Below are 24,654 nucleotides of genomic sequence, written 5' to 3' on the forward strand. Positions count from 1 at the left end.
GGTATTCTAACCCTCTTGTGTGGTTGCAGCCAGTAAAGACTGTCTGATGTCAGCCCATATATCTTCTTTATGTTCGAGCCCGGCTGATATACGGATCAGCGAATCATTAATCCCCATTTTCAAACGTTCTTCTTCCGGAACAACAGCATGAGTCATTGAGGCAGGGTGCTGAATCAGTGTTTCTGCATCACCGAGGCTCACCGCCCGTTTGCAAAGCTTAAGATGATTCAGAAAAGACTGTGCCGCTTTTTTTCCTCCATCTATCTCAAAGCTGATCATACCGCCAGGTTTTCTCATCTGTTTTTGTGTGATTTTATGATCAGGAAAGGAACTGTCTCCCGGATAGATGATTGATGTCACACCATCAGCCTGCTTTAATTTATCAAAAAGGAATGCTGCATTCTCACAGTGACGGTCCATGCGCACACCCAGCGTTTTGATACCTCTTAAAAGAAGCCAGGCATCAAAAGGTCCAAGCACCGCACCGATATCTTTTAGTGTGGACATACGGATAATATCCATATCTTCTTTTGGACCACACACAATACCCGCTATGACATCACCGTGCCCGCTGATGTACTTAGTTGCACTGTGAAGGATAAAATCAGCTCCTGATAGGGATGGCTGCTGTAAATAAGGTGATGAGAACGTATTATCAACGACTACTTTTAAACCGTGTTTTTTTGCAAAGGCTGTGACCATTTCCAAATCTACAACTTTCATTGTCGGATTAATCGGTGTTTCAACATAGATGACCTTTGTTTCAGGAACGAGAACTTGTTCTAGACTCGATTCATCGTCCATATGGATCAAATCATACGTTAATCCGTATTTATCTCTGAACAATTCAAGAAATCCATACGTACAACCATATACCCCCCGGGTTACAATGACATGATCCCCACTATTCAAAAGATGCATCAATACCGCGGAAACGGCTCCCATACCTGATGCGAATGCTACAGCACTTTCCGTTGCTTCGAGGTCTGCCATTTTATGTTCAAGCTCTGCAACCGTGGGATTTCCAAGGCGGGTGTACATATAACCCTCTTCTTCTCCCGCAAATCGCCTCTCCCCTTCCTCAGCATTGCCGAAAACAAAGGTCGACGTCTGATACAATGGTTGCGTGAGGCTTCCATAGTGGCGTTCCTGGTCAAAATGACTGTGAATGATTCTGGTTTCCAAATGTTTATCCATGCGATAACCTCCCTTGATGTGTAGCCGCAGATTTACGGCCGATGTTGCTGAAACAGAATTCAAGCAAAAAAACAATAATAAAGCGCTTACATTACTATTATAACCTTCTTCTTTATATCTGTCCCTCTAATATCCAAAAGTAATCCAAACCGATGGTCATGCGCTTTAATAAGAAAAGTTTCGTCATGCAGGCAGGATCTTTATGGCTCCAACGTTCATCCATTTGCGCTTCGTAACGAAAACCGGCACCCGTCAGAAGACGGATACCGGTTCATTAAAGTATAAGTTAATTATTTTGAATGAGATTTAAATGCAGCTGCCGTTCATTAACTTCAGAATAACCGTTCGAGGTTAAATAGCGGAGTACAGCCCGCTCCTGATATTGTTTTGTTACCTTTGATTCATCAGGAACAAAGTTCATTCTCGGATATGCGGATTGGTGTGACGGGATTTGCAAATCCTCGGGATTCAACACTACCTTACCGTTTAACATAAACTGCAAAGCACCAAAATCGCCACGATAGGCTCTTAACGGGCCGATTTCAAAAGTGATTTGGTTCAATTGGATGACCATACAAGTCTCAGCCACTGCCATTAATTCCTGAATCATTTTACTATCTTCAACTATAATCGCAAATCGGTTTTCACGTCTGACAAACGACATCATCTGTATCACACCCCTTAGTATGAGTAAGCTTACCATATACTAAAGAGTGATTCCAATACAAAGGTTATACATCAACTGTGTTTTTCTTTAATAAAATCATCCCACTCTTCATCAGATGGTGGGTATGTTTTGTGGATCTGAAAGGACAGTACAAACGCCAGGAGCGTAATTAATCCGATTAAACCAAACGACACGGCAGCTCCCAAAATATCAGGCCGCACAATGTCAGTGGTTTCTTCGGCTACAATCTGTGTAGTTGTCATTACTGTAACCAGCATTGCCGTTCCAATCGATGCGGATAATTGTCTGATCGTATTGGTGACGGCCGCCCCGTGAGGAATCAGCTTCTTCGGCATTTGATTCAAACCAGCCGTGTTTGTCGGCATCATCACCATTGAGAAGCCAAACATACGTATTGCGTACATGATACTCAAATACAGCATGGAAGTTTCCGTATCAATAAAAATAAAAGCAAACGTGGAGATGATCATTATAATCAGTCCTGGAATGGCAAGCATTCGCGCCCCGATTCGGTCAAAGACTCTTCCTGTGATCGGTGCCATCAGACCGGCAATCAGTGCTCCGGGAAACAGTACAATTCCTGCCTCAACTGCAGAAAAGCCTCTCATATTCTGCATATAAAGCGGAATAAGGGTTTCAAGCCCGATCAGCCCGGTAAAACCGATTGCAGTGATCACTGTACTGATGGTAAAGACTTTTGCACGAAACACTCTGAACTCAAGCATCGGATGTGCCATCCAAAGCTGTCTGCGGATAAACAAAATCACGGTAACGGTACCTAACAACAAAACAACTAATGTGATCGGATGTGTCCAGCCATTATTGCCGGCACTCGTAAATCCATACAGCAGTCCGCCAAATCCTAAAGTCGACAGGATAATGGACTTCGGATCCACCTTCGGATTTTTTAACTCTGTCACATTGACCATTTTGAAATAGGCAATAACGATCATAATCAGTGACAAAGGCAGAATCCCATAAAACAGAAAACGCCATTCAAAGTTTGAGGTTACATAACCTGACAACGTTGGTCCAATTGCCGGTGCAAATGAAATAACAAGCCCTATGTACCCCATTGCAGTACCGCGACGCTCGACGGGAAATATCATCAAAAAGACCGTCTGCATAAGCGGAAGCATCACCCCTGCACCGACCGACTGAATAACCCTCCCTGTAATCAGGACTGGAAAATCCGTTGCAACAGCGCTAACCAGTGTACCTAGCGTAAAAATGCCCATTGCAGTGAGGAAAATATGTCTCGTCGTGAATTTTTCAATGAAAAATGCTGAAATGGGTATCATGATTCCGCTGATCAGCATAAATACAGTGGTCAGCCACTGGGCTGTATTAGCTGTAATGCCCATTTCCTGCATAATCGGCGGAATTGCTGTGATCATTAATGTCTGATTCAAAACGGCAATAAACGATCCGGCCAACAATAATCCTGCGATTAAAATTTTATTGTATGATTGTGTTTCTTCCATAATCGACCGCTCCAATTTTGTTTCGTTTCACTAAGGATTTATTATACATCACTCTTCAATAGTTCAAGGAGTAAACGAAAGGAAAAATCGAGTAGGAGGGGCTTCACAGCCCCGACCTCTCACACCACCGTACGTACGGACCCGTATACGGCGGTTCAATAAGTTGAGTATGCACGCTCGTAGAGTTGACTCATGTCTTTGAGTCCCCACCCTGCGAGCTTTTCTATTTTGATGGCTTTGTGCAGTGTCTCGTTCTTGGAGGCACGCCAATAGCCTTTGCGAGTGTTTGCCATTTTCCAAGCTTCTTCGGTTTCAATGCCATACTTCATCAAATTCTTGTATCTCGTTTTAATTTTCTTCCACTGTTTCCAGATCAGTTGCCTCAGCCGATGGTGTAACCATTGCTTAATGCTGTTGATAAAGGATTTCATGTAACTGATGCCATAGTAGTTGATCCAGCCGGTTGTCACCTGGTTAATCTTAAGAATAATGTAATCGAAGGAGTTCGCCTGGTTTCTTCTCGTCAGATATTTCAGTTTGGCTTTGAACTTCGCCTTGGAGGCGTGGTGAGGTCTGCACCTGGTTTCATTATTACTTTTGTGAATGCAAAACCCCAGAAACTTTCGTTTCGTTGGTGATCCTATAGCACTTTTCTCTTGGTTCACACTCAGTTTAAGTGTTCCCTCGAGGAAAGTTGTTGTGTTAAGGAGCACACGCTCCGCAGCTCTGCGACTTTTAACGTAGATGCAAAAGTCATCTGCATATCTGACGAAACGGTGGCCTCTTCTTTCCAATTCCTTATCCAGTTCATGTAGGTAAACATTGCTGAGAATCGGTGATAAGTTGCCACCTTGCGGTGCACCGTTTCTTGAAGATTCCCAGTTGTCCCCTATCATAATCCCGCTTTTAAGAAACTTCCAGATCAGTTTCAAGATGATCGGATCCTGAATATATTGTTCAAGATAGTTCATCAGCTTTTGATGGGGAATCGTATCAAAATAACTTTTCAGATCGATATCCACGACCATTTTGAATCCTTCATCATAATATTTTGCGGCTTGTTTAATCGCTTGTTTGGCATTTTTACCCGGTCTGAACCCATAACTGTTTGGAGAGAAGTGCGGATCTATTATCGGTTCAATAACTTGAAAAATCGCTTGCTGGACCATACGGTCCCGGACTGCCGGTATCCCCAATTTGCGTTTCTTTCCATTCTCTTTCGGAATCTCTACCCGTTTTACGGGCAAAGGTTGATATGTCCCTTTTTGGATTTTGGCTATCAATGGTTTCGCATATTGGTGAACATGTGCTTCAAGTTGGTCAACGGTCATCCCGTCGACCCCGGGGTTTCCTTTATTGGAAATCACCCGGTTCATCGCCAAATTCAGGTTATCCGGACAGACCACTCTGTCAATTAATTGCATACCGCTTTTCGACTCCTTTCGTTGCCAGATTGCTACACGCTTCTGCATACTCTTCCGCTTCCAGCGTATCCCTCTGCAGATAGCCGTCCGGAGACGTTTTCTGTGATTAAAGCAATCCTGTCAATTTCATTTGTCTCAAAGACGCTTATTGTTCGGTCCTTCATCCCCATGGGATTACTATGACCTCGGCTGACTTCTTACGATTCAGGAATCCATCTCTGAATTCCTTGTTCCTGTAGGATCTTCCATCCTTCTTGTCGGGAACCCTCGTAAGACCTCCCGGGGTAAGCACTGTCTCCTTCGTCCTATCGCCGCCATATTTACACTGTGGGGTTCGGGCAGTATTGGACTTTATCTTGTATAGCAGACTCATCCGCCCCATTTGTGCCTGATATGGTTCGTGTTCCTCGGTACAGGAGTTTGTCGCCGGCTTCCTTCAGATTCCACCTCACGGTGGACACCCTTGCTATTGACTAGTGGTTCCTACTGCCAAGCCCACAGGAGACTTTCACTCCCAAGATACAGTGCATGCCCGGCACACTACATAAAAAGGAAACTCTGCGAAGCAGAGCATCCTTTTCAATCATCTATCATTTAATTCACAGTGCTCTGACTTCAGTCCAGATTACTTAATCGTCGAATCTGAAAGTCTCAAGACCATCAACCATTTCTTCAATTTCCATTTCGAAGTTTAATTGAAGAGGGCCCGGCAGTCTTTCCTGAATTGATTTGACTTCTTCGCGTTCAAGCAAGTCTTCTGATGAATCGGGTTTATCAGTTAAGGATTGATACCAGGCTTCAAATGCCTCGGTAAATTCATAAAAGTGCATTTCAAAACGTTCAGCCCAGTCTGCCCCTTCATCCCCTTCTGTTTTTTGCATCATTTCCCAATTATACAATGCAGTTTCCAGTTTATCCAATACTTCCTTCACAGTGAATGCCTCCTTTATTATCTGCTCAAACATGACGTTATGTTATAATATTAGTTGGTTTACAGAAAAAATGCTGAAAGTCAGAGGTGCTAGTATGAGTCAATTTTACGGTGTCGCAGGTTTCGTGATGATTTTGGTTTCACTCTTGTTATCCCTTACAAATGCAGGAGTACCAGATCTTGTTTATCATGCCTTTATACCATTGGCATTTTTATTTTTTGCGTTGGATTTTAGACAATCCAATCGCATGGTACTTTCTTTTTTATTTTCCATGCTTTTTTTACTTGCCGCAATTGCTTATGTGATTCGTCCGTTTCTTACCTGATCAGACCAGTCGTTTTCGTGCAATTGATCTGGCTGCGTGGACTCCGCTGCTAGCAGCGCCAATGGACCCCGCTCCGGGAAATACATTGTCACCGCAGAGCCAAAGACCTTTCATCGGTGTTCGGTGTGAAACGGCATTCCATAATGCAAATTCCTTAGTCATTGGAAACCCGCCTACCCCGCCTTTCTCCCGAAACGTGAATCGCTCCCATGCAATCGGTCCTCCGGATTCCTTCTGAATGAGAGCCGATTCAAACCCGGGAAACAGCGTTTCAAGTTCTTTGGCTACTGCCACTTTCATTTTCTCTGAATGATGATCATATGCCTGTTTAGTCTGCCATTTCCGTAAATCAATATGTGTCGACACAGTGATTGTACGGTATCCTTTCGGGGCTCTTTTTTCATCATTTTTACCAGAAAGCGAAACAAAAAAGTGATTGTCTTCCTTTGCAGGTAAATTGGGATCGACCATGATCTGATAAAAAGAAGCAGCATTATCTGGAATGCATGTTTCCTCAACTGCAAAATACTGCGTAAAAGCTCCCCATTGCATTCTGTAATTCGTACGTGATTTGACTCTGTCAGGCAGTTCTTGATAAACATCGCTGCTCAACAGCCCTTTTAACTGCCCAAGGCCAGTGTTCAGCACAACGTGGTCCGCATTGTATTCATTCCCTCTGTGATCTTTTATCAGCCATTCCTCTCCATGCTTGAGTACTTCTCTCACTCTTCGCGGTTTCAGGACTTTTCCACCATGCTCTTTGATGAATTGGATATAAGCTTCGGCCTGTTCATAAAGGCCCCCCTCTATATAGAAAGATCCTTCGTGATAGACGTTCAATGCAGCCGCGCCCATTAAGTAACTGACATCTTCATGAGTGGTTTGCATACTGTCCATCAGGGTACCATCAATAAAATGAATAAAAGACTTACATTCATTCAGATTGTATTTGTCGACAGCCTGTTTGAGTGTCTGATTCAGCCGGGGAATCAATTTAATGCTTCCAACACTCAAACCGGACAACACGGCTCCTATATCAACGGTATTTTTAGGAGGAATGACCGGATAGTACTTCATATGATTTGCCAGCACTCTCCCTGTCTCCCAAATGTCACTGTAAAAGCGGTGTATACGTTCGGCATATTCAGGCTCCATGTCATCCCACATCTTTAATAGACGGCTTCTTGACGTGTAATAAGGATAATCAATGCCTCCAATTTTTACCTGCATTGCTTCTTCTAAAGGTTTTGTTGCTATACGAATACCAAGCTGGCGGTTGATACGGTCGTGAATGCCTTCTTTTTCATACCCCATCGCCAATGTTGCACCTGTCGCAAACCTGAAGTTTTTCCTTTGGAATTTTGAAGCGCACCCTCCCCACTCAGCTGCAGCCTCCAACAGGGTAACCTGATAACCTTCTTTAGTCAGAAGAGCTGCAGCTGTCAATCCTGCCATTCCTGATCCGACAATCACCACTCGTTCGGTCATGTTTATCCATCCTTTCCAGTCAGAATTCTATTCCCTGTTCATATTTAAATTAACCAATGGAAATCTGTTTGCTCATATTTAATAAAAGGATTAACAAAAGACCCGGTTCCATAACCGGGCCATAGAGCAAGAATCCAAAACCGTAAAGGTGTCAGATTTCATTTTGATTCAGTCGTTTTGCTGGTCATTCAGCGGAAAGCTCAGGGTAAAGATACTCCCTTCACCAGGTACCGATTGTACATCTATCGCACCGCCAATATTCTTTAAAATACTGTATACGACCATCATCCCGAGACCGGTACCACTTGTCTTATTTGAAAAATAGGGTTCCCCGAGTCGGGCGATCTGTTCAGTCGTCATGCCTTTCCCATTATCTTTTATTTCAATTTGAACGCTATCTTTACCGCCAAAAACATCGATCACCAATTCGCCACCTGGCCCCATTGCCTCGATACAATTTCGCGCAATATTTATGATTACCTGTTTAAATCGGTGTTCGTCGCAACGAATGATATGATCGCCAACCAAAATAGGCTCTTTGACGGTAACGGAATGAAAATGCGCATATGGCTGAATGATGGACACCGCTTTTTTAATTTCTTTTTCAACAGAAATCGTTACTTGATAATCAAATGTTGGTTTGGCAAACATCAGATAATCATTAATGATTTTTTCAGCAGATTCAATTTCATCATTGATGTGTTGGTAAAACTCTTTTTGTTTTTCTCTTGGGTACTCTTTAGCATCGAGAAGCTGAATGAATCCTTTGATGACCTGTAACGGATTTCTGATTTCATGAGAAATTGAGGCAGATAAGTGGCTGACCGCTTCAAGCTTTCCATGTTTCTGCATATTTTTCTCGATATAATTATTCTTGATAATTCGCTCTATGACAATTGTTGTCAAAACAATAAATACGGCTTGATTGATTATCAGGATACCAATAACATCAAGGATCTCAAACAAAGGATCATTAAAAAGGATATAACCAAAAATAGAGTTGAAAATAATGGAGATAACAGAAATGGTGGCAACTGTAAAGATGCGTAAATGATGCTTTAACTTAAAGTAATACGGACGTAGTAATGGGACGAGTGCGAATATCGCAAACTGATTGATGAGAGCGATTGAAACGCCTTCACCACCAATCAGCACCCTGACTACGGCAGAGACGGTAAACAGGACAATACCAACTATGTATCCCCCATAGAGAGTACCAATTATCAAAGGAACCTGCCTTAAATCAAAGAGATAATCCTCTCCAGGAAGAAATTGATATGGAAACAGCATTGAAAACGTAATGGAGATTGAGAACAAAATCGACAAAGCCAATCGGTCATCATTAAAGAAACGTTCTTTCCCCTGATGATAAAACAGGTAATATAAAAAAATAGGGAAAAACACAAAAAAAGCATTATTGATCATTCCGCTAATCATGTCAGTCACTGGTATTCCTCATTTCACAAGTATACTCATTAAAGATCTCATCTGACAGTATAGCGCAGTTTTGTGATGCAGAAAAGGTAGCGGGAGACGGTTCTTTCAAACATTCATAGTCTATTTATATAAAACAGATCACAGGTTCTTCATCAGAAAATACATACTATGTTTTTCGATTCCTGAAACAGTACAACTTTCTAAAAAATAAACCCGAAAATCAAAAAAAGGGCTCACTGTATTCAGTGAGCCAGTTCAATAAAACAGATAAAGATCAGATTACACCTTGGCTGATCATTGTGTCCGCAACTTTTTTAAAACCTGCAATATTTGCACCGATAACCAGATTGTCATCATGGCCATAATTTGCAGCTTCTGATTTTGCACTTTCGAAAATATCTTTCATGATATCTTTCAGTTTTTCATCCACTTCTTCCAACGTCCAGGAAAGTCGCATGCTGTTTTGAGCCATTTCAAGAGCAGAGACAGCCACACCACCGGCATTTGCAGCTTTTCCTGGTGCAAATAAAACATTATTTTGCTGGAAAATATCAACTGCGGCCTTCGTTGATGGCATGTTCGCCCCTTCTCCCACTGCTTTTACGCCGTTAGCCACTAGAATTTTTGCACCCAGTTCATCCAATTCGTTCTGAGTCGCACATGGTAAAGCAATATCACAAGGAACGGACCAAATGCCCTCGCCGTCTTCAAAATAATGTGCATCAGGATGATGATGAGTATATTCTTTAATACGTTTATATTCAACTTCTTTTAACTGTTTGACAGTATCAAGACAGATTCCGTTATAATCGACAATGTAACCTTGAGAGTCACTGCAGGCAACCACTTTACCGCCGAGCTCCATCGCCTTCTCCATTGCATAAATCGAGACATTTCCGGAGCCTGACACAACAACTTGACTGCCATCAAAGCTCATGCCTTTATCCCGAATCATTTCGTCCACAAAATAAACGGTTCCATAACCTGTTGCTTCTTTTCTTCCGAGACTCCCCCCGGAGACAGGATTCTTTCCGGTCAATACACCTGCTTCATATGCCCCGCGCAGCCTTTTGTACTGACCAAACATAAATCCGATTTCTCTGGCTCCAACACCAATATCACCTGCTGGCACATCAGTATCAGGCCCGATATGTTTCATCAGTTCAGTCATAAAACTTTGGCAAAAGCGCATAATTTCCTGATCCGATTTGCCTTTCGGGTCAAAGTCGGAACCGCCTTTCCCTCCACCAATCGGTTGTCCGGTCAAAGAATTTTTGAATATTTGTTCAAATCCAAGAAATTTGATGATACTCTGATTAACAGACGGATGAAAACGCAGACCGCCTTTATATGGACCAATCGCACTGTTGAACTGAACGCGGTACCCTCTGTTTACTTGGATCTGATGTTTATCATCAACCCACGGTACCCGAAATGAAATGATGCGTTCAGGTTCTGCAATTCGTTCAAGGATTGCCTGATCCTGATATTTTTGTTCCTTAGAGAAAACCGGAATTAAGGATTCAAACACTTCTTCTACAGCCTGAAGAAATTCTGATTCATGACCGTATACATCCTTAACCTGGTTGAAAACTTTGTGTACATATTCTTCAGCCTGTTTCGTTCCTGTTTTTGAAACCTGTTGAATTTCTGCTTCTGTTTTCATTCTCGTCAACTCCCCATACCATTTCATCATGGTATTTGTTAGATTTTCTCTTGTGGTTTATTCTATAATAAAATAATCAATCGTAACAATATCATTAATCGATGCTATCTATATCATAATTAGATGAATAGGAAGTGAAGTTGTATGGAACTCCGGCAAATCCGGTATTTTATTGAAGTTGCAAACAGAGAACATATGACCGATGCGGCAAATGCTCTTCACGTTGCTCAATCTGCCGTCAGTCGTCAGATCGTAAATCTGGAAGAAGAACTGGGTGTCGATTTATTCATACGTGAAGGCAGAAACCTGAAACTGACTCCCATCGGTCGCACGTTTCTTGAAAGGATTACTCATGCTGTCAATGTTATTGATGGTGCCACACAGGAAGTATCCGAATATCTTGAGCCAGAGAAAGGTACTGTTAGAATTGCCTATCCAATCAGCCTTGCCGCTCATACACTTCCAAGAGCTATATCATCATTTCGAATGAGGTACCCCGATGCAAAGTTTCAACTGATGCAGCGACTAAACAAGGATCTCATTACCGGTATTGTTAAGGGAGATTTTAATATGGCCATGATTGGTCCACTTCCGAAAGATGATCGCCGTATACAAACGAGAGCTCTGTTTACCGAAAAGGTGGTAGCCCTTTTACCCCGCCATCACAGATTAGCTGACAGAGAAGATATTCGATTGAGGGATTTGAAAGATGAACCTTTTGTTTTGTTACCTGAACCTTTTGAATTCAGACAGATTGTGCTCGATGCCTGTAAAGAAGTTGGATTTACCCCATATATCGCATTTGAAGGTGATGATATTGATGCTCTGAAAGGACTTGTTGCAGCCGGCCTGGGTGTCACACTCATGCCTGAAGTGACACTTATGGACAGCCTGTTTTTATCGACGGTTAAAAAACCGATAACAGATCCGAATGTGACTAGGACAGTGGGAGTTTTAACACCTGTTGATCGACAACTTCTTCCTACTGAGAAACTGTTTTATCAGTTTATCATTGAATTTTTCGACAGAGTCAGTGAATTCAGGGAGTGAGAATAAGGTTTATACGAAAACGAGCATAAACAGTGAATACCTGTTTATGCTCGTTTGTTATCTATTAATCTGTATTCCGGTTATGTTTGAAATTCAGTCGACAAATGATGTTTCCTGTTCAAGCAGATCTCTGATTTTAGTTTCAATTTCATCAATATGACCTTCCTCGACCGCCTCTTGAATAATCAGTGAGATTTCCTGCCGGATTTCTCCGCGGACTCTTTCGACAAGTACTTCTGAATCCGCCTCATCATAAAGGATGTTCCGGAGAGCTAACGTTTGCCGCCACACCGTCTCTGCCTCACTGTTATGATCTTTTAATTCATCGGCGGATATGGTAATCAGGTGCAGTGACTGATCAAGTCTGATCATCAGTTCTTCATTAAAATCATACATAATCAGTTGAGCAGATACAGCCAACATTTGTTCAAGGTGGGGAATGGCATCTGCAGGGTCTGATGACTGGTTATTCTGAAATAAAAAGGCTGCATGAAGTAATACCGACAGCACTAGCAATACTCCCAAGACAGGAAATTTCATCATAGTCACCTCGATGTTCATCCTAATGATTTGATAATTGTACCATATTATGTTTCACTTATGGTGAAGGGAGCTGATTGAAATCGATTTTTACACTATGCTTTCAGACTATTATGATGATATCTTCCCGTTAAAATCAAGTGCTGTCCATCTCATAAATGATTACATTCAGAGCCCAGGTCCAGTTATTGATGTTGCTTGTGGTACAGGTAACGAAGCCATTGAGTTAGCCCGAAGCGGAATCTGTACAATAGGTATTGATTTAAATGAATCCTTAATCGGCAGTGCGAAAGAAAAATCTAGTAAACTGCAAGGTAAGAGTAAATTTTACAGTATGAATATGCTAAACCTCAAAGATCTGCACGTGTCAAATGCATCTGTCATTTATTGTATCGGAAATTCAATCGTGCACATGTCCTCTTTAAACGAAATCCGTATTTTTCTTGATCAAGCATGGAACGCGCTCGACGACGGTGGAACCCTGATTATCCAAACAGTTAACTTTGATCATATGCTTGGTGAGAAAAAAACTAGCCTGGGGGATATAAAACGTACTGATCCGAAACTCACATTTGAGCGTTATTATACATATAAAGATGAGCGGGTTGAGTTTACAGGCGTTCTGCATACTGATCGTGGTACATCAGAAAGTTCTACCCTCCTGTTGCCACTTACAGCCAAGGAGTGGACGGCGCTTGTTAATCAATCCAAATTTTCATCGATTGATATGTTCGGAGATTTTGACTTACATCCTTATGCGCCTGACAGCCCCGCATTTGTCGGCATCATTAAGAAGTAAATCCACATGAACAGTCATTACGTATACAACCCCCTTTTCAGGACAAGGTGTTTTGAAAGGGGGTTGTCATTTATATTGCCATTTGATGAGCGTTTCATTCCACAAAAGGTGATAAATCACTGACATTCCTGCGTAATCTGACATAGCGGTTCCAGTATACCTTTATTAACAAAGAATTATGACTATAATTGCAAAAAAAATATCAAATTAAGTAAAAAAACGTTGACTTCTTTTTGGAAATAATGGTAGTATGAGTTTATAAAGATTTGTCGAATTTTGACGACATCCTTATATCATTAATCGTCAAAGACGAGAGGAGAAATGTATATGAAATCCACAGGTATTGTAAGAAAAGTTGATGAACTCGGACGCGTTGTTATTCCAATTGAATTGAGAAGAACATTAGATATCGCAGTTAAAGATGCCCTTGAAATTTATGTCGACAATGACAGAATCATTTTGAAGAAGTACAAACCAAACATGACATGTCAAGTGACAGGGGAAGTGTCTGATGACAATCTGTCCATTGCAGGAGGAAAAATTATTTTAAGTCCAATGGGCGCAAAAGAAATTATGAATGAGCTTGAAGATTATCTTGCTAAAAATCAATAATGACGCAAAACCGGACAGCAGTCATCCATGCTGTCCGGTTTTTTTGAATCAAAATACGATTTAAACGTATATGCTCATCTTCTTATTCAACTATTCAATGAGTTCCACATCATATCCTTTATCCTCGAGAAGATAAGGGATACTGTTTTCTCCTGCAAGATGAAGCGCACCAACAACGACAAAATAATGATCGCCCGAGTCACTGTTCAAATAAGATTCAATGACCTCGGTCATTTGTTGATCACGCTCATTCATCATCTGAGAGCCGTATTCGGAATCATATGCCCGTAGCTGTTCAAAGATCTCCCTGTTTCCAGATCGCCAGAGGTTCATCATCTGAGTCAGTTCTTCTTCATAAATATCCATTGTATCAAGAGCTCCCTGCAACCCATCAATTTGCTCATCCATGGGCGCTCCTGCAATAGCACTGATTTGATCTTCAGCGCTCTCGAGTTCCATAATTGGCAGATCATCTGATTCCGCTAAATTGATAAAATACTGATCGATGCCCCCTTCACTGGTGTAATCTGACTGCATCTGCGCATAGTCGTTCAAGAGCATCGTCAAAAACCACGGTTCGAATTGAGTAATCATCGGTTCCGGGATCATAAGCTGGCTCAAGTATTGAGTCACATCTTCAATCATATCATCAGTGATAAAATCAGAGAGGGTTTCATCTTCAGATAGCATCCCGGTATTCATCATCTGCTGTGAAAGAGCCATTTCATCGATTTGGTTGATATCCAGTTCCACGGACAGGGAATCCGCATTGTAAAAAGCATCCATCACTTCCTCCCTTATAGGGTACAGATGGTCATCACCTACATGAATCGAACCGAACAGATATACTTGTTGCTCATTATGAGTCACTTCATAAAAAAGTCCTTTTGAATCGCCGTCACGATCTGAAATGGACAATCGCGTCCGAAAATCCAATTCCACTTCCCTGTCTTCAAGTACTTCAAGAACACGCTCAGTTTCTTCGTTCCGTTCTGTATCATCCGTGAAATACAAATCTCCAAGACTGACGACTTGCAGATTATCTAGAGATAACAGGGGCTCATATGAATCAATTTGACTGCTGTCGATATGGAGCTCATCCAGAGCATGAAGTTGTGCAATGCCCTCCAATGAGTTGATTTGAAGGTCCGTTTCGAGCTCTGTCACATCCCCGGCAAGTTCCGAATCAATAGGCAAGTCAGTATCAAGCGCATCGGCTACAGCCTGTTCAAGCTCACTGTCTTCAAAATGGAGTTCGCTTTCTTCATCGGCCTGGCAGGCTGAAACAAAAAGTAATCCTGTAAAAGCTGCAGCAAATATCAGCCTGTTCATCATTCTGTCCCCTCCTCCGGGCTTCGTCTGAAAAGCAATCGTTGAAAGACTACGATAAGACCAAAAAAGATCAGGTAAAACACGAAGAATTCAACCAATGCAATCATAAGATCAAAGGATCTTTCTGTATATGCACTGAATCCGACAAAAAGAATCGAAGCAGCAAATGCTATAATGGAGTTACGAAAGAGAAACCCTTTCCTGTCGCGCAGATCGCCTTTTGCACTGCCAAGCCAAACGGTTCTGATGATCACATATACACTTGCTATGACAAATAAAATCAAACTGTCAGCGTGCTGTTCGACCGGTTCACTCATGAGAAGTACGCGATAACCAATGATCAGCATCAATCCAAAATAAAGCAAGTAAAACAATTCAGACGTGATTTTTCGATTTTGGTCTTTAACTGTCATCCTGATCATCCCCCTTTCTTGCAGATACAATCCTCAATTCATCTCGAAGCCGATTCATAACCTCAGCATTTTCAATCAGACCGGCAGCTTCTTTTTCCTTCAATACGGCTTGTCTCCCAGCTTCAGAAATGTCTTGATCGATGGTTTCTAGAGCTGATTTCAATTGTTCACCGGCATGGCGATGCCAATCTTTCATATATTTCATGACATCTTCTTCAAAAGAAGAAATAATTCCTTCTTTTACGTGTTTGATTTCCTGATCAACAAACAAGGATCGTTTCGTCTTTATTTTTGAAGTGAAGAAATCAATATCTACAGAGTGTGCAAAAGAAAATTCAATCTGTTCAACTATATTCTTTTCGTCAGATATCTTCGGATATACAGAAGGTAAATACTGTTGAAGTCCTTGAATCTGAGTAAGTTGCCAATTCCGAATCAATTGCTGAATGTGGTTGTCCAAATTGGCGAGCAACGCCTGTCCTCCTCTGTTCATGTATTGTTCAACAGCTGACAGCCACTTACGAATGGCATGATCAGACTGGATGCGCAATTCTTTTCTCTGATCAGCGGTCAGAACGGATACATTGAGGAAATCAGTAAAATAATCCGTCATCACGTAAGTCACTCGTTTTCGAAAGTAAAGAATCCGCTCATCCAATTCCTGAAATGCTTTTGTATAAACCTCTTGGAAAGTCTGCCGGTTCAGCCATTCGAGCGCTTGACGGCACGTATCATCGAGTTGGGATAAATAGGCTTGTCTCTCTTCGTCACTCGATTCATAAAGTGCAAGCCATTCTTCTCCTTTCTCCTGATAACGTTCAAAAAAGAACACGGTCTGATCAAAGCTCAGTCGTTTCAGCTGATTCATCATCCGTTTTCTGAAATAGGACTCAAATTCCGCAAATCCATGATGATCTTCGGTTTTATTTATCTTGGCATAAAGCCCCGATTTGCTGGACAGTGTTGAAATAATTGCATCCTTGTTCCCTGTTCTTATCAGTTCCGATTTGACGTGTTGCCTGACAGATTCAAGTTCTGTATCGTCAGAAGCCAAATCGGATGCATTGATAATAAAATACAGTTTATCCATTGAAGAAGACGCATTTATCTCTCCGAGTTGTTCAATAAAGTACTGATCAGCTTTGGAAAAAGCGTGATTGTAATAAGTCAGGAAGAAAATGGCATCAGAATGGTTGATTTGTTTCAAAGCTGTTTTTGTGTGTCTCGAGTGTATGGAGTTTACCCCGGGTGTATCAACAAGCGTAATCCCCTGTTTTGTTAAATCACTGTCGTAATAGACAATAATATGATCCACCATACTTGAAACAGATTCTTTTGCGGCATACGTATAGAGATCTTCAGCTGATGCCGTCAACTGATCGCCGACATGAGATTTCATTTCGTAAAGTCCTTGCCTGAGTGCGTCAAGATAGTCGGTTGCGGATTTCGAAATAGTCCCATACCTGTCGAGTTCGCCCGGTCCCCATTTACTCAATACATCTGTGGTGAGACGAATCCCCAGTATTTGAGACAGTTCTGATAATTCCATTTCAATCTCAGACATGGTTTTAAATTGGACAAGAATCGTTCCATGCCCATGCTTTTCTGTCGGTTTCGTAATGGTGGTTCTCGAAGCAGTTGCAGGCTGTGGGGATACAGGTAATAAATCGACTCCGATCAAAGCATTTGCAAAACTTGATTTCCCTGCACTGAATGCACCAAATAAAGATATAACATATTCCTGATGTTTCAGCTTATCTGCCTGAAAAAGAAAACGATCGCGCTCATCATGTAATAATGGATCATCGGAAAACGCAGAGACTCGATCTGCCTGTTTGATCAGCGTTTCTATCTCACTGTCATCGATATCTTTAAACGTTTCGTTATGTTCATTTTGATTTTGTTTGACAGGATCCGCGCATTCATCAGATGGGGTAATCATGATCCGTTCAGAAGTTGCCTGGACCTCGATCGTGCGTTTTCTGATTTCATCAATCAGCCTGTAATAATCTGTAGGAATTTTTAATACTTTAAGTGTATCTTCTACAGTCTCTATTTGAGAATGTAAATCACTGGAGCGCTTCAGAATTTGTCTTGTGATATCGTCTATTCGATCTTCGTGATCGACAGGGACATCGAGATTCTTTAAAGTCTGATTGATGGAATCACGGGATTCATCGGCAAGATAGACAAGCATCTTTTCCGTATATTCTTTCCACAATTGAATGATTCGTTTCGTTACCTGCTCCGTATATTGGTAGACATAATCCCTCGAAACAGGCCCCTTTTTTCGGAAGGATTCTAAAAATTCTTCTGTAACCTCAATTTCGTCATTTTCAATTTTCTTCAAATAGCTCTCTTTTGAAGAAAGATGCTCAAGAGGCAGATCTTCTGATAAAAACTGACGCACATGAAACGACAGTGCTGATTTAATTTGATCGTTCAACTCATCGACCAAAAGTTCCATTCTCTCTTGTTTCTCTTTCTCTGCTTTTTTTCTCCCAAACAGAAAGCCCTTGCTCTTCAATGGGGCACTTACCAGCCAATCACGTGTTAACTCAGTGAGTTTATGTGGAAATAAGACCACATTTTTAAAAAGGCGATCCTGCTTCAATTGAAAGGTTTCGAATAAATGATTTTCAAATTGCTTCAGGTTTTCTATATTTTTCATGTCAGCTACATGCTTTTCATAATCATGCAAAGTCAGGCCTATGTGCTGCAAGTCATCCTCGAATTCTTCATTGACATGCTGCAGATCATGTTCAAGTCTTGATCTGACATTTTCATAAAAACCGATTTCAAGTCTTTTGGATGAGGTGTGAATTAATTCATCACTATGATGAAGAAGTGCTTTGATATGCGATTGAAAGGCATTCCATTCATTGAATGGATGCTCGGGCTGTTTCATGGAGGTGAAGAAGAGGTCCAAGAACCTGATTTTCCATGAATGCAGAGTTTTTTTGACAGATGAGCGGAACTCTTCAAGACCAAGTTCTTGTTCTACGTGTTTGTCAATCTGATTAATAACAATCAGTAACGGCTTCCGTTCATTAGTCAGTTGCTTTAAAAATGTCAAATTTGTTTCACTTTGAACATGGTTGTAATCCATTACATAGACTACCATGTCCGTTGTATAAAGCTGATCAATGGTTACATTTTGGTGTTCTGGATCAGTCGAATCTACACCAGGTGTATCGAGAATCCCAGAATCTCCAGACATCCAGGGCAATGGGAAGCTTACCTCCAGATGATGAATATCAGCACCATTTCTCCCCCATTCCCTTACTTTATTCCACGGAATCTCCTGATGGAAGGCTTCCACTTCTTCAGAATGATTCAAAAATACCTGTAGCCCTGTTTCTCCGTTTTTAATTTGAATGACATTAGCACTTGTAGGTACAGGGCTTACCGGCAGAAGTTCTTCCCCCATCAATGTATTGAGAAGTGTGGATTTGCCGGCGGAAAAATGACCGCAAAATGCAATCTCAAAACCGGGATTCACTTGTTTTTTCTTAATCCTCTCGAGGTATTGGGATTCTTGATCAGTTAACAGGTTTGTAACTGACAGTGGTTCTGTTGATTCAGTCATGATTACGTTCCACCCTCCAAATGAAATCACGCTTTCAGTTTATCAAGAATGAGAACGGTTTGAAAAGCATTCTCATTTTCATAAAAAAAAGCCGTCCGTTAAAAGACGGCTCTGATGACTTATCCTTCAAGAAGCAGGGATTCCGGATCTTCAATCAATTCTTTTACTTTCACGAGAAAGCCGACAGCATCTTTACCATCAATGATTCTGTGATCATAACTCAGAGCGATGTACATCATCGGCCGATTTTCAAATGTGTCGTCCCCTGTTGCTACAGGTCGCTTCTGAATGGTGTGCATGCCAAGTATCCCTACCTGGGGTGAATTGAGTATAGGCGTTGACCAAAGTGAACCGAATACTCCTCCATTCGTGATGGTGAAGCTGCCTCCCTGCAAATCCTCCAAGCCGAGTTTTTTACCATGGGCTTTCTCCGCTAAGTGACCGATTTCTTTTTCGATACCCGCAAAATCAAGTCTGTCTGCATCACGAACAACGGGAACAACCAGGCCATCCTCTGTGGAAACCGCCATGCCAATATCATAGAAATCTTTAAGAATGATTTCATCCCCGTCAATTTCCGCATTGACGTATGGATATTTTTTCAAAGCACCGATGACGGCTTTTGTGAAAAAAGACATAAAACCGAGTTTAACACCGAAATCATCTTGGAATTTATCTTTTCGCCGATCTCTTAATGCCATGAGATTAGTCATATCGACTTCGTTAAAGGTGGTCAGCATCGCAGCAGTCTGTTGGGCTTCAACCAACCGTTTTGCAATGGTTTGACGTCTTCTTGACATTTTTTCGCGTCTGACCGGTTTTCTGATGTCATCATCATGAGTATCTGATGAAGAATCGGTTGACTGATTTTGATTGGTTTTACCTTGGCTATGATGATCAATATCCCGATTGGTGACTTTACCCATAGGATCGGCAGGTTGAATATCTTTCAGATCAATCCCTTTTTCTCTTGCGTATTTTCTTGTTGCCGGCGATGCTATGATTCGCTCCTGCTCTTTATTTTTTTCAGTTTGCCCTGAAGAGTCAGAAGATACAGCTTCCTTTTGATCGTTTCCTGCATCAGCTTTCGCTGTGTCCGACGTTGACTCTGTATCTTCATTTTGCTGTTCATTTTCTTTGTCATCATTATTGCCGGCTTCAAGTCGTGCAATTACATCTCCGACCTGAACAGTGTCCCCTTCTTCGAACAGGACTTCACTTAAAATCCCTGATGCTTCTGCATGGACCTCGACATTGACTTTATCCGTCTCGAGCTCAACGATATCGTCACCTTTTTCAATGGTATCGCCGGGTGATTTTAACCACTTTGCTATGGTACCTTCTGTAATGGATTCAGCAAGTTCCGGAACTTTAATCTCGATCATTATGACTGTCTCCTTTCAAATTTGAGCTGCGGTCTAATACGCTGTTTATCATGCGTTCATGTTCCAATTTGTGTACCTTTGGATCCCCCTCTGCCGGACTGGATCTTCTCCTTCGGCCTGTAAAGCTGATTTTCTCAGCTCCAAACAACCCTTGCAAATAAGGCATGACATATGTCCATGCCCCCATATTTTGAGGCTCTTCCTGAAGCCAAATGACTTCTTTAACATTACCGCACGCCTGCAAGACATCCCGCAATGATGCAGACGGGAATGGATACAGTTCTTCTATACGAACATGTATCAGCCAATCCGGCTGTTCGTCCAAACCGGCGATTGCTGTTTCGAGTTCCACCCCAATCTTACCTTGCGTCAGGATCACCCGCTCAACCTGATTTGAAGCCTTCATATCCGGTGATACAAGGACCGGTTTAAATTCGTCTTCTGTCATTTCCTTGGCACTGGATACGACGCGTTCATTTCGTATCAGACTTTTTGGCGCCATCAGAATAAGTGGTCTCACGTAATCCGTTCCCAATGAATGCGCCTGTCTTCGAAGTAAGTGATAGTACTGGCTTGCTTTCGTCACATTGGCCACGTGCCAGTTATTCTCAGCTGCGAGTGTCAAGAATCGCTCCAATCTGGCACTCGAATGTTCAGGCCCCTGTCCTTCATAACCGTGAGGCAATAAGAGTACTAATCCCGATTTCTGGGACCACTTCGCCCTGCCACTTGAAATGAACTGATCCAATATAACCTGAGCCCCATTTGCAAAATCACCGTATTGCGCCTCCCAGATCGTTAATGTTTCAGGTGCTTCTACATTGTAACCGTATTCGAAGCCAAGGCAGGCTGTCTCTGAGAGAGGACTGTTATGAAGAGCAAAGGAAGCATTTGCATTCGACAAATAATGCATGGGTGAAAATGTGTCTCCCGTTTCATAGTCATGTAAAATCAAATGCCTGTGAGAGAATGTACCCCGCTCAGAATCCTGACCAGTCAGGCGAATTGGGATGCCATCTTTAATAATGGTTGCAAAGGCAAGTGCTTCAGCATGACCCCAATCAATTGCGCCATCGCGAAAAGCATCACGTCGGCGTTCGAGGATGCGTTTCAGTTTTGGAAATACTGAAAACGACTCAGGGAATGCCAACAGCTCTTCGTTTACTTTCTCAAGAGAATCGGGAGATATATTTTTTTGGTAACGTTCAAGGCTGCTTGTCACCACATCAGGAGGAGACATATCACCGTCAATTGTTTCACGTTTGTTTCCTTTGATTTTGTCGAACTGCTGATTTAATTTATCCGTAAACTCTTTTCTCATTTTGCGAAGCTGTTCATCTGTCACTTTTGATTCTTGCCGCAGTTTTTCGCCGTAAAGTTCAAAAACAGTTGGGTGTTTTTGAATGATTTTGTAGAGAGACGGCTGGGTTGCCAATGGTTCATCCATTTCATTGTGCCCGTATCTCCGATAACCGATCAAATCGATTACAACGTCTTTCCCAAAGGCTTTTCGGTATTTCCAGGCAAGGTTCATAGCCGACAACGAGGACTCAGGATCATCAGCATTCACATGAATCACAGGGACGTCAAAACCTCTGGCCATATCACTGGCATAAGTCGTCGATCGTGAATCATGGCTGTCAGTCGTAAATCCGAGAAGGTTGTTAGCAATCAGGTGAATGGTACCACCGGTTGAATATCCCCTGAGACCGCTCAAATTAATGGTTTCTGCAACTACCCCTTGTCCCGGGAATGCTGCGTCACCGTGAATCAGAACTGGCAATGCCAAATCAGGATCATGTGACGGGAAGCCTGACTTTGAACGGTCATCCTGCGCTGCACGGGTTAATCCTTCGATGACGGGATTCACAAATTCAAGGTGACTTGGATTATTCGCTAATGTAATCGTCGCTTCAGAGGCACTTTCCTTAATTTCGCGGTCCGCTCCGAGGTGATATTTCACATCACCCGTCCATCCATAGTTAATTCCTGTGGAACCTTCCGAAGGAACCAATTCGGGGTTTGGAGCATCATGAAACTCGGAGAAAATCAATTCATAAGGTTTTCCAAGAACATGGGCAAGCACGTTCAGTCTGCCCCGGTGAGCCATGCCAATAAAAATGTGTTTGGATCCTGCATTCACAGCATCTTTCACGAGCTGATCAAGCATCGGAACCATAGTATCCAATCCCTCTACAGAAAAACGCTTTTGTCCTTTAAATGTCTTATCAAGGAAATGTTCAAATCCTTCAACTTTATTTAAACGTTGCAAAAGATCCGTTTTGTCACTGTCAGACAGATTGATTTTATAGGCCCCTGTTTCCACTTCTCTGAACAACCACTTGCGTTCTTTAATTTCCTGAATGTGCTTAAATTGAAATGCGATATTTCCGGTGTATGCATCTTTGAGATGGTTGATCGCATCATCGCCATTCTGCAACCCTTTGGAATAATGAGGGGATAAAAGCTCCGCGGACAAATGTTGAAGATCCTGTTTCGTAAGATCGAAATCTTCAAGATTAAAAAGTCCTTCCGGTCTTCGTTCCGTGTCAAAAGGCATAATATCGGCAATCAGATGGCCGTTTCGTCTGATCGATTCCGCTAAAAATGAAGCCTGAACGGCAACGTGCTCTCGTTTTTTAAGGTTCACTGAATCATTCAATCGTTCCCCGTTGTCCTGACTTCCCGATTCAGAGTATGCCCCCCATTTATCAAAAAACGCCCTGAGTTTATCATCCACCTGCGAAGGATCTTCTTCATAGCGTTCGTATTGTTCAAACATATAGCCTAAATTAACGCCGTTAAACTGTTGCCAACCTTTCCTCACCTGTATGTCATGAGCTGCCATGTCTATACCTCCATATTATTATTTCAATAAACAATTCACAAATGGTGTTAATCGCTTTCATGTGTAGTTTATCACTTTTAGCCCTTGTCTTAAAGGGACACGCGTTTCCTTTATCACAATACCCATTTTTAAAATGACTCACACTACTTTACTCGACAGTAAGCTCAGTTTTTTGACATCGGGAACAATAAAAAACACACAGGAATAACTTCCCGTGTGCTCTGAGTATACCTGATTATACTGTTGATAACTCACCTACAGACTGAACCAAAATCTTTCGAGACGATTCATCGCTTCTTCTAATTCTGCCATGGCATAAGCATACGAAATCCTGATATACCCCTCTCCAAATTCCGAGAATGCATCGCCTGGAACAACCGCCAATTTTTCCTGCTCGAGAAGTTTTAAGGCAAAATCCATTGAGGAAAGTCCTTTTTTCTTTATTGATGGAAAGACATAAAATGCTCCTTTTGGTTCTGTCACAGGGATCCCAATGTCGTCTAATCGACGCAAAACAAAATCTCTTCTCTTTGCATATGCCATTCTCATCTGCTCGGCATCATACTTACCGTCTGTCATGGCAGCCAAAGCTGCATATTGACTGATGGACGATGCACAGCTGATATTGTACTGGTGCACCTTGATCATATGTGTAATCAGGTAAGCAGGTGCCATAAGAAAGCCGATTCGCCAACCCGTCATCGCGTGAGATTTACTGACCCCGTTGATCACGATCGTTTTTTCTCTCATGCCTTTAATATTACCAATAGATGTATGTTGCCCTGATTCATTCAATTCTGAATAAATTTCATCAGCTAATACGAAGTAGGGACGGTTTTGCAAAAAATCACCCAGTTCAATGAGTTCATCCTTCGTCATAACAACCCCCGTTGGATTTGATGGATATGGAAAAATGATCACTTTTGTTTTGGAAGTTTCGTTGGCTTTGATCTGGTTTACGGTCAATTTAAATGAAGTATTGGATGTGTCGATCAGAACCGGAGTAGCACCCGCTAATTTGATCACCGGTTCATAAGCAGGATATACAGGGGCGGGAATCAACACTTCATCCCCGGGATCAAGCAACGTTCGTAATGCTGTATCTATCGCTTGGGAAGCTCCTGCAGTGACAATGATTTCATTCTCCGGATGAAAAGAAAGATTATACTTGTCCTGCATAAACGCCGATACAGCTTCTCGAAGCGGCATGATCCCGGCATTGGCTGTATAAGTGGTATGATTTTGTTCGATCGCATTTATAGCAGCCTCTTTTATATGGACAGGAGTCGGAAAATCAGGCTGGCCAAGTGTTAATTGAACAGCATCAGGATAATGTTGTACCTGATTAAAAAAACGTCTGATCCCTGACAGTTGTATCGAAGCGGCCTTCGAACCGATTCGGCTGTTCATATCTGTTTCATTTGTCATGTTATTCACCATCACTT

General features: G+C 42.0%; 19 protein-coding genes. 4 read left to right on the forward strand and 15 right to left on the reverse strand.

The features are described 5' to 3' along the window. Positions 1-6: 6 nt before the first annotated feature. From megL to BSEL_RS10375, 5 genes are all read right to left on the reverse strand, one after another. A complete protein-coding gene (gene megL / locus BSEL_RS10350; RefSeq protein ID WP_013172954.1) occupies positions 7-1,197 on the reverse strand; it encodes a methionine gamma-lyase in 1,191 nt (396 codons plus the stop codon). A 286-nt stretch (positions 1,198-1,483) separates the two neighbouring features. Further along, positions 1,484-1,864, reverse strand: a complete 381-nt coding sequence (locus BSEL_RS10355; protein ID WP_013172955.1) for a hypothetical protein — start codon at positions 1,862-1,864, stop codon at positions 1,484-1,486. A gap of 71 nt (positions 1,865-1,935) precedes the next feature. Beyond that, positions 1,936-3,369, reverse strand: a complete 1,434-nt coding sequence (locus BSEL_RS10360) for an MDR family MFS transporter (protein ID WP_013172956.1) — start codon at positions 3,367-3,369, stop codon at positions 1,936-1,938. A 155-nt stretch (positions 3,370-3,524) separates the two neighbouring features. Next, positions 3,525-4,841, reverse strand: a complete 1,317-nt coding sequence (ltrA, locus tag BSEL_RS10365) for a group II intron reverse transcriptase/maturase (protein ID WP_232970454.1) — start codon at positions 4,839-4,841, stop codon at positions 3,525-3,527. Positions 4,842-5,422: 581 nt separating this feature from the next. Then, positions 5,423-5,725 (reverse strand): hypothetical protein, encoded by a 303-nt coding sequence (locus BSEL_RS10375; RefSeq protein WP_013172958.1) that lies wholly within the window; start codon positions 5,723-5,725, stop codon positions 5,423-5,425. A gap of 94 nt (positions 5,726-5,819) precedes the next feature. Here BSEL_RS10375 and BSEL_RS10380 point away from each other — a divergent pair, with 94 nt between their 5' ends. After that, positions 5,820-6,050, forward strand: coding sequence for a hypothetical protein (locus BSEL_RS10380; RefSeq protein ID WP_013172959.1), 231 nt, complete (start codon positions 5,820-5,822; stop codon positions 6,048-6,050). Here the strand turns inward: BSEL_RS10380 and BSEL_RS10385 are convergent, their stop codons facing one another. From BSEL_RS10385 to gdhA, 3 genes are all read right to left on the reverse strand, one after another. Next, the gene (locus BSEL_RS10385; RefSeq protein ID WP_013172960.1) at positions 6,051-7,538 is read right to left on the reverse strand and encodes a phytoene desaturase family protein; all 1,488 of its coding nucleotides are present in this window, start codon (positions 7,536-7,538) and stop codon (positions 6,051-6,053) included. A 168-nt stretch (positions 7,539-7,706) separates the two neighbouring features. Next, complete coding sequence (locus BSEL_RS10390) at positions 7,707-8,975, reverse strand: ATP-binding protein (RefSeq protein WP_041582423.1); 1,269 nt, start codon at positions 8,973-8,975, stop codon at positions 7,707-7,709. A 274-nt stretch (positions 8,976-9,249) separates the two neighbouring features. Then, positions 9,250-10,641: an NADP-specific glutamate dehydrogenase gene (gdhA, locus tag BSEL_RS10395; protein ID WP_013172962.1), complete on the reverse strand. Its 1,392-nt coding sequence runs from the start codon at positions 10,639-10,641 to the stop codon at positions 9,250-9,252. A gap of 144 nt (positions 10,642-10,785) precedes the next feature. On the opposite strand from gdhA, the gene BSEL_RS10400 reads away from it, so the two are divergent. Further along, positions 10,786-11,691, forward strand: a complete 906-nt coding sequence (locus BSEL_RS10400; protein ID WP_013172963.1) for a LysR substrate-binding domain-containing protein — start codon at positions 10,786-10,788, stop codon at positions 11,689-11,691. A gap of 93 nt (positions 11,692-11,784) precedes the next feature. Here the strand turns inward: BSEL_RS10400 and BSEL_RS10405 are convergent, their stop codons facing one another. Further along, entirely contained in the window at positions 11,785-12,240 is a 456-nt protein-coding gene (locus BSEL_RS10405; protein WP_155522727.1) for a hypothetical protein, read from the reverse strand. Between the two features lie 88 nt (positions 12,241-12,328). On the opposite strand from BSEL_RS10405, the gene BSEL_RS10410 reads away from it, so the two are divergent. Both BSEL_RS10410 and BSEL_RS10415 read left to right on the forward strand, forming a co-directional pair. Next, a complete protein-coding gene (locus BSEL_RS10410; RefSeq protein WP_013172965.1) occupies positions 12,329-13,030 on the forward strand; it encodes a class I SAM-dependent methyltransferase in 702 nt (233 codons plus the stop codon). A gap of 327 nt (positions 13,031-13,357) precedes the next feature. Continuing rightward, positions 13,358-13,642: an AbrB/MazE/SpoVT family DNA-binding domain-containing protein gene (locus BSEL_RS10415; RefSeq protein ID WP_013172966.1), complete on the forward strand. Its 285-nt coding sequence runs from the start codon at positions 13,358-13,360 to the stop codon at positions 13,640-13,642. Between the two features lie 90 nt (positions 13,643-13,732). Here the strand turns inward: BSEL_RS10415 and BSEL_RS10420 are convergent, their stop codons facing one another. From BSEL_RS10420 to BSEL_RS10445, 6 genes are all read right to left on the reverse strand, one after another. After that, complete coding sequence (locus BSEL_RS10420; RefSeq protein WP_013172967.1) at positions 13,733-14,977, reverse strand: TraB/GumN family protein; 1,245 nt, start codon at positions 14,975-14,977, stop codon at positions 13,733-13,735. Beyond that, positions 14,974-15,387 carry a DUF6773 family protein gene (locus BSEL_RS10425; RefSeq protein ID WP_013172968.1) on the reverse strand — a complete coding sequence of 138 codons (414 nt, stop codon included), beginning with the start codon at positions 15,385-15,387 and terminating at the stop codon, positions 14,974-14,976. Before BSEL_RS10425 ends, BSEL_RS10420 begins: the two co-directional genes overlap by 4 nt. Further along, entirely contained in the window at positions 15,377-18,976 is a 3,600-nt protein-coding gene (locus BSEL_RS10430) for a dynamin family protein (RefSeq protein WP_013172969.1), read from the reverse strand. Before BSEL_RS10430 ends, BSEL_RS10425 begins: the two co-directional genes overlap by 11 nt. 119 nt (positions 18,977-19,095) lie before the next feature. Further along, on the reverse strand, positions 19,096-20,361 hold the full coding sequence (gene odhB / locus BSEL_RS10435) for a 2-oxoglutarate dehydrogenase complex dihydrolipoyllysine-residue succinyltransferase (RefSeq protein WP_013172970.1): 1,266 nt from the start codon (positions 20,359-20,361) through the stop codon (positions 19,096-19,098). Further along, positions 20,348-23,209: a 2-oxoglutarate dehydrogenase E1 component gene (locus tag BSEL_RS10440; RefSeq protein ID WP_013172971.1), complete on the reverse strand. Its 2,862-nt coding sequence runs from the start codon at positions 23,207-23,209 to the stop codon at positions 20,348-20,350. Before BSEL_RS10440 ends, odhB begins: the two co-directional genes overlap by 14 nt. Before the next feature lie 255 nt (positions 23,210-23,464). After that, positions 23,465-24,637, reverse strand: coding sequence for an aminotransferase A (locus tag BSEL_RS10445; protein WP_013172972.1), 1,173 nt, complete (start codon positions 24,635-24,637; stop codon positions 23,465-23,467). Positions 24,638-24,654 lie beyond the last annotated feature (17 nt).

The organism is [Bacillus] selenitireducens MLS10, assembly GCF_000093085.1.
GTDB classification, from domain to species: Bacteria; Bacillota; Bacilli; order Bacillales; family Salisediminibacteriaceae; genus Salisediminibacterium; species Salisediminibacterium selenitireducens.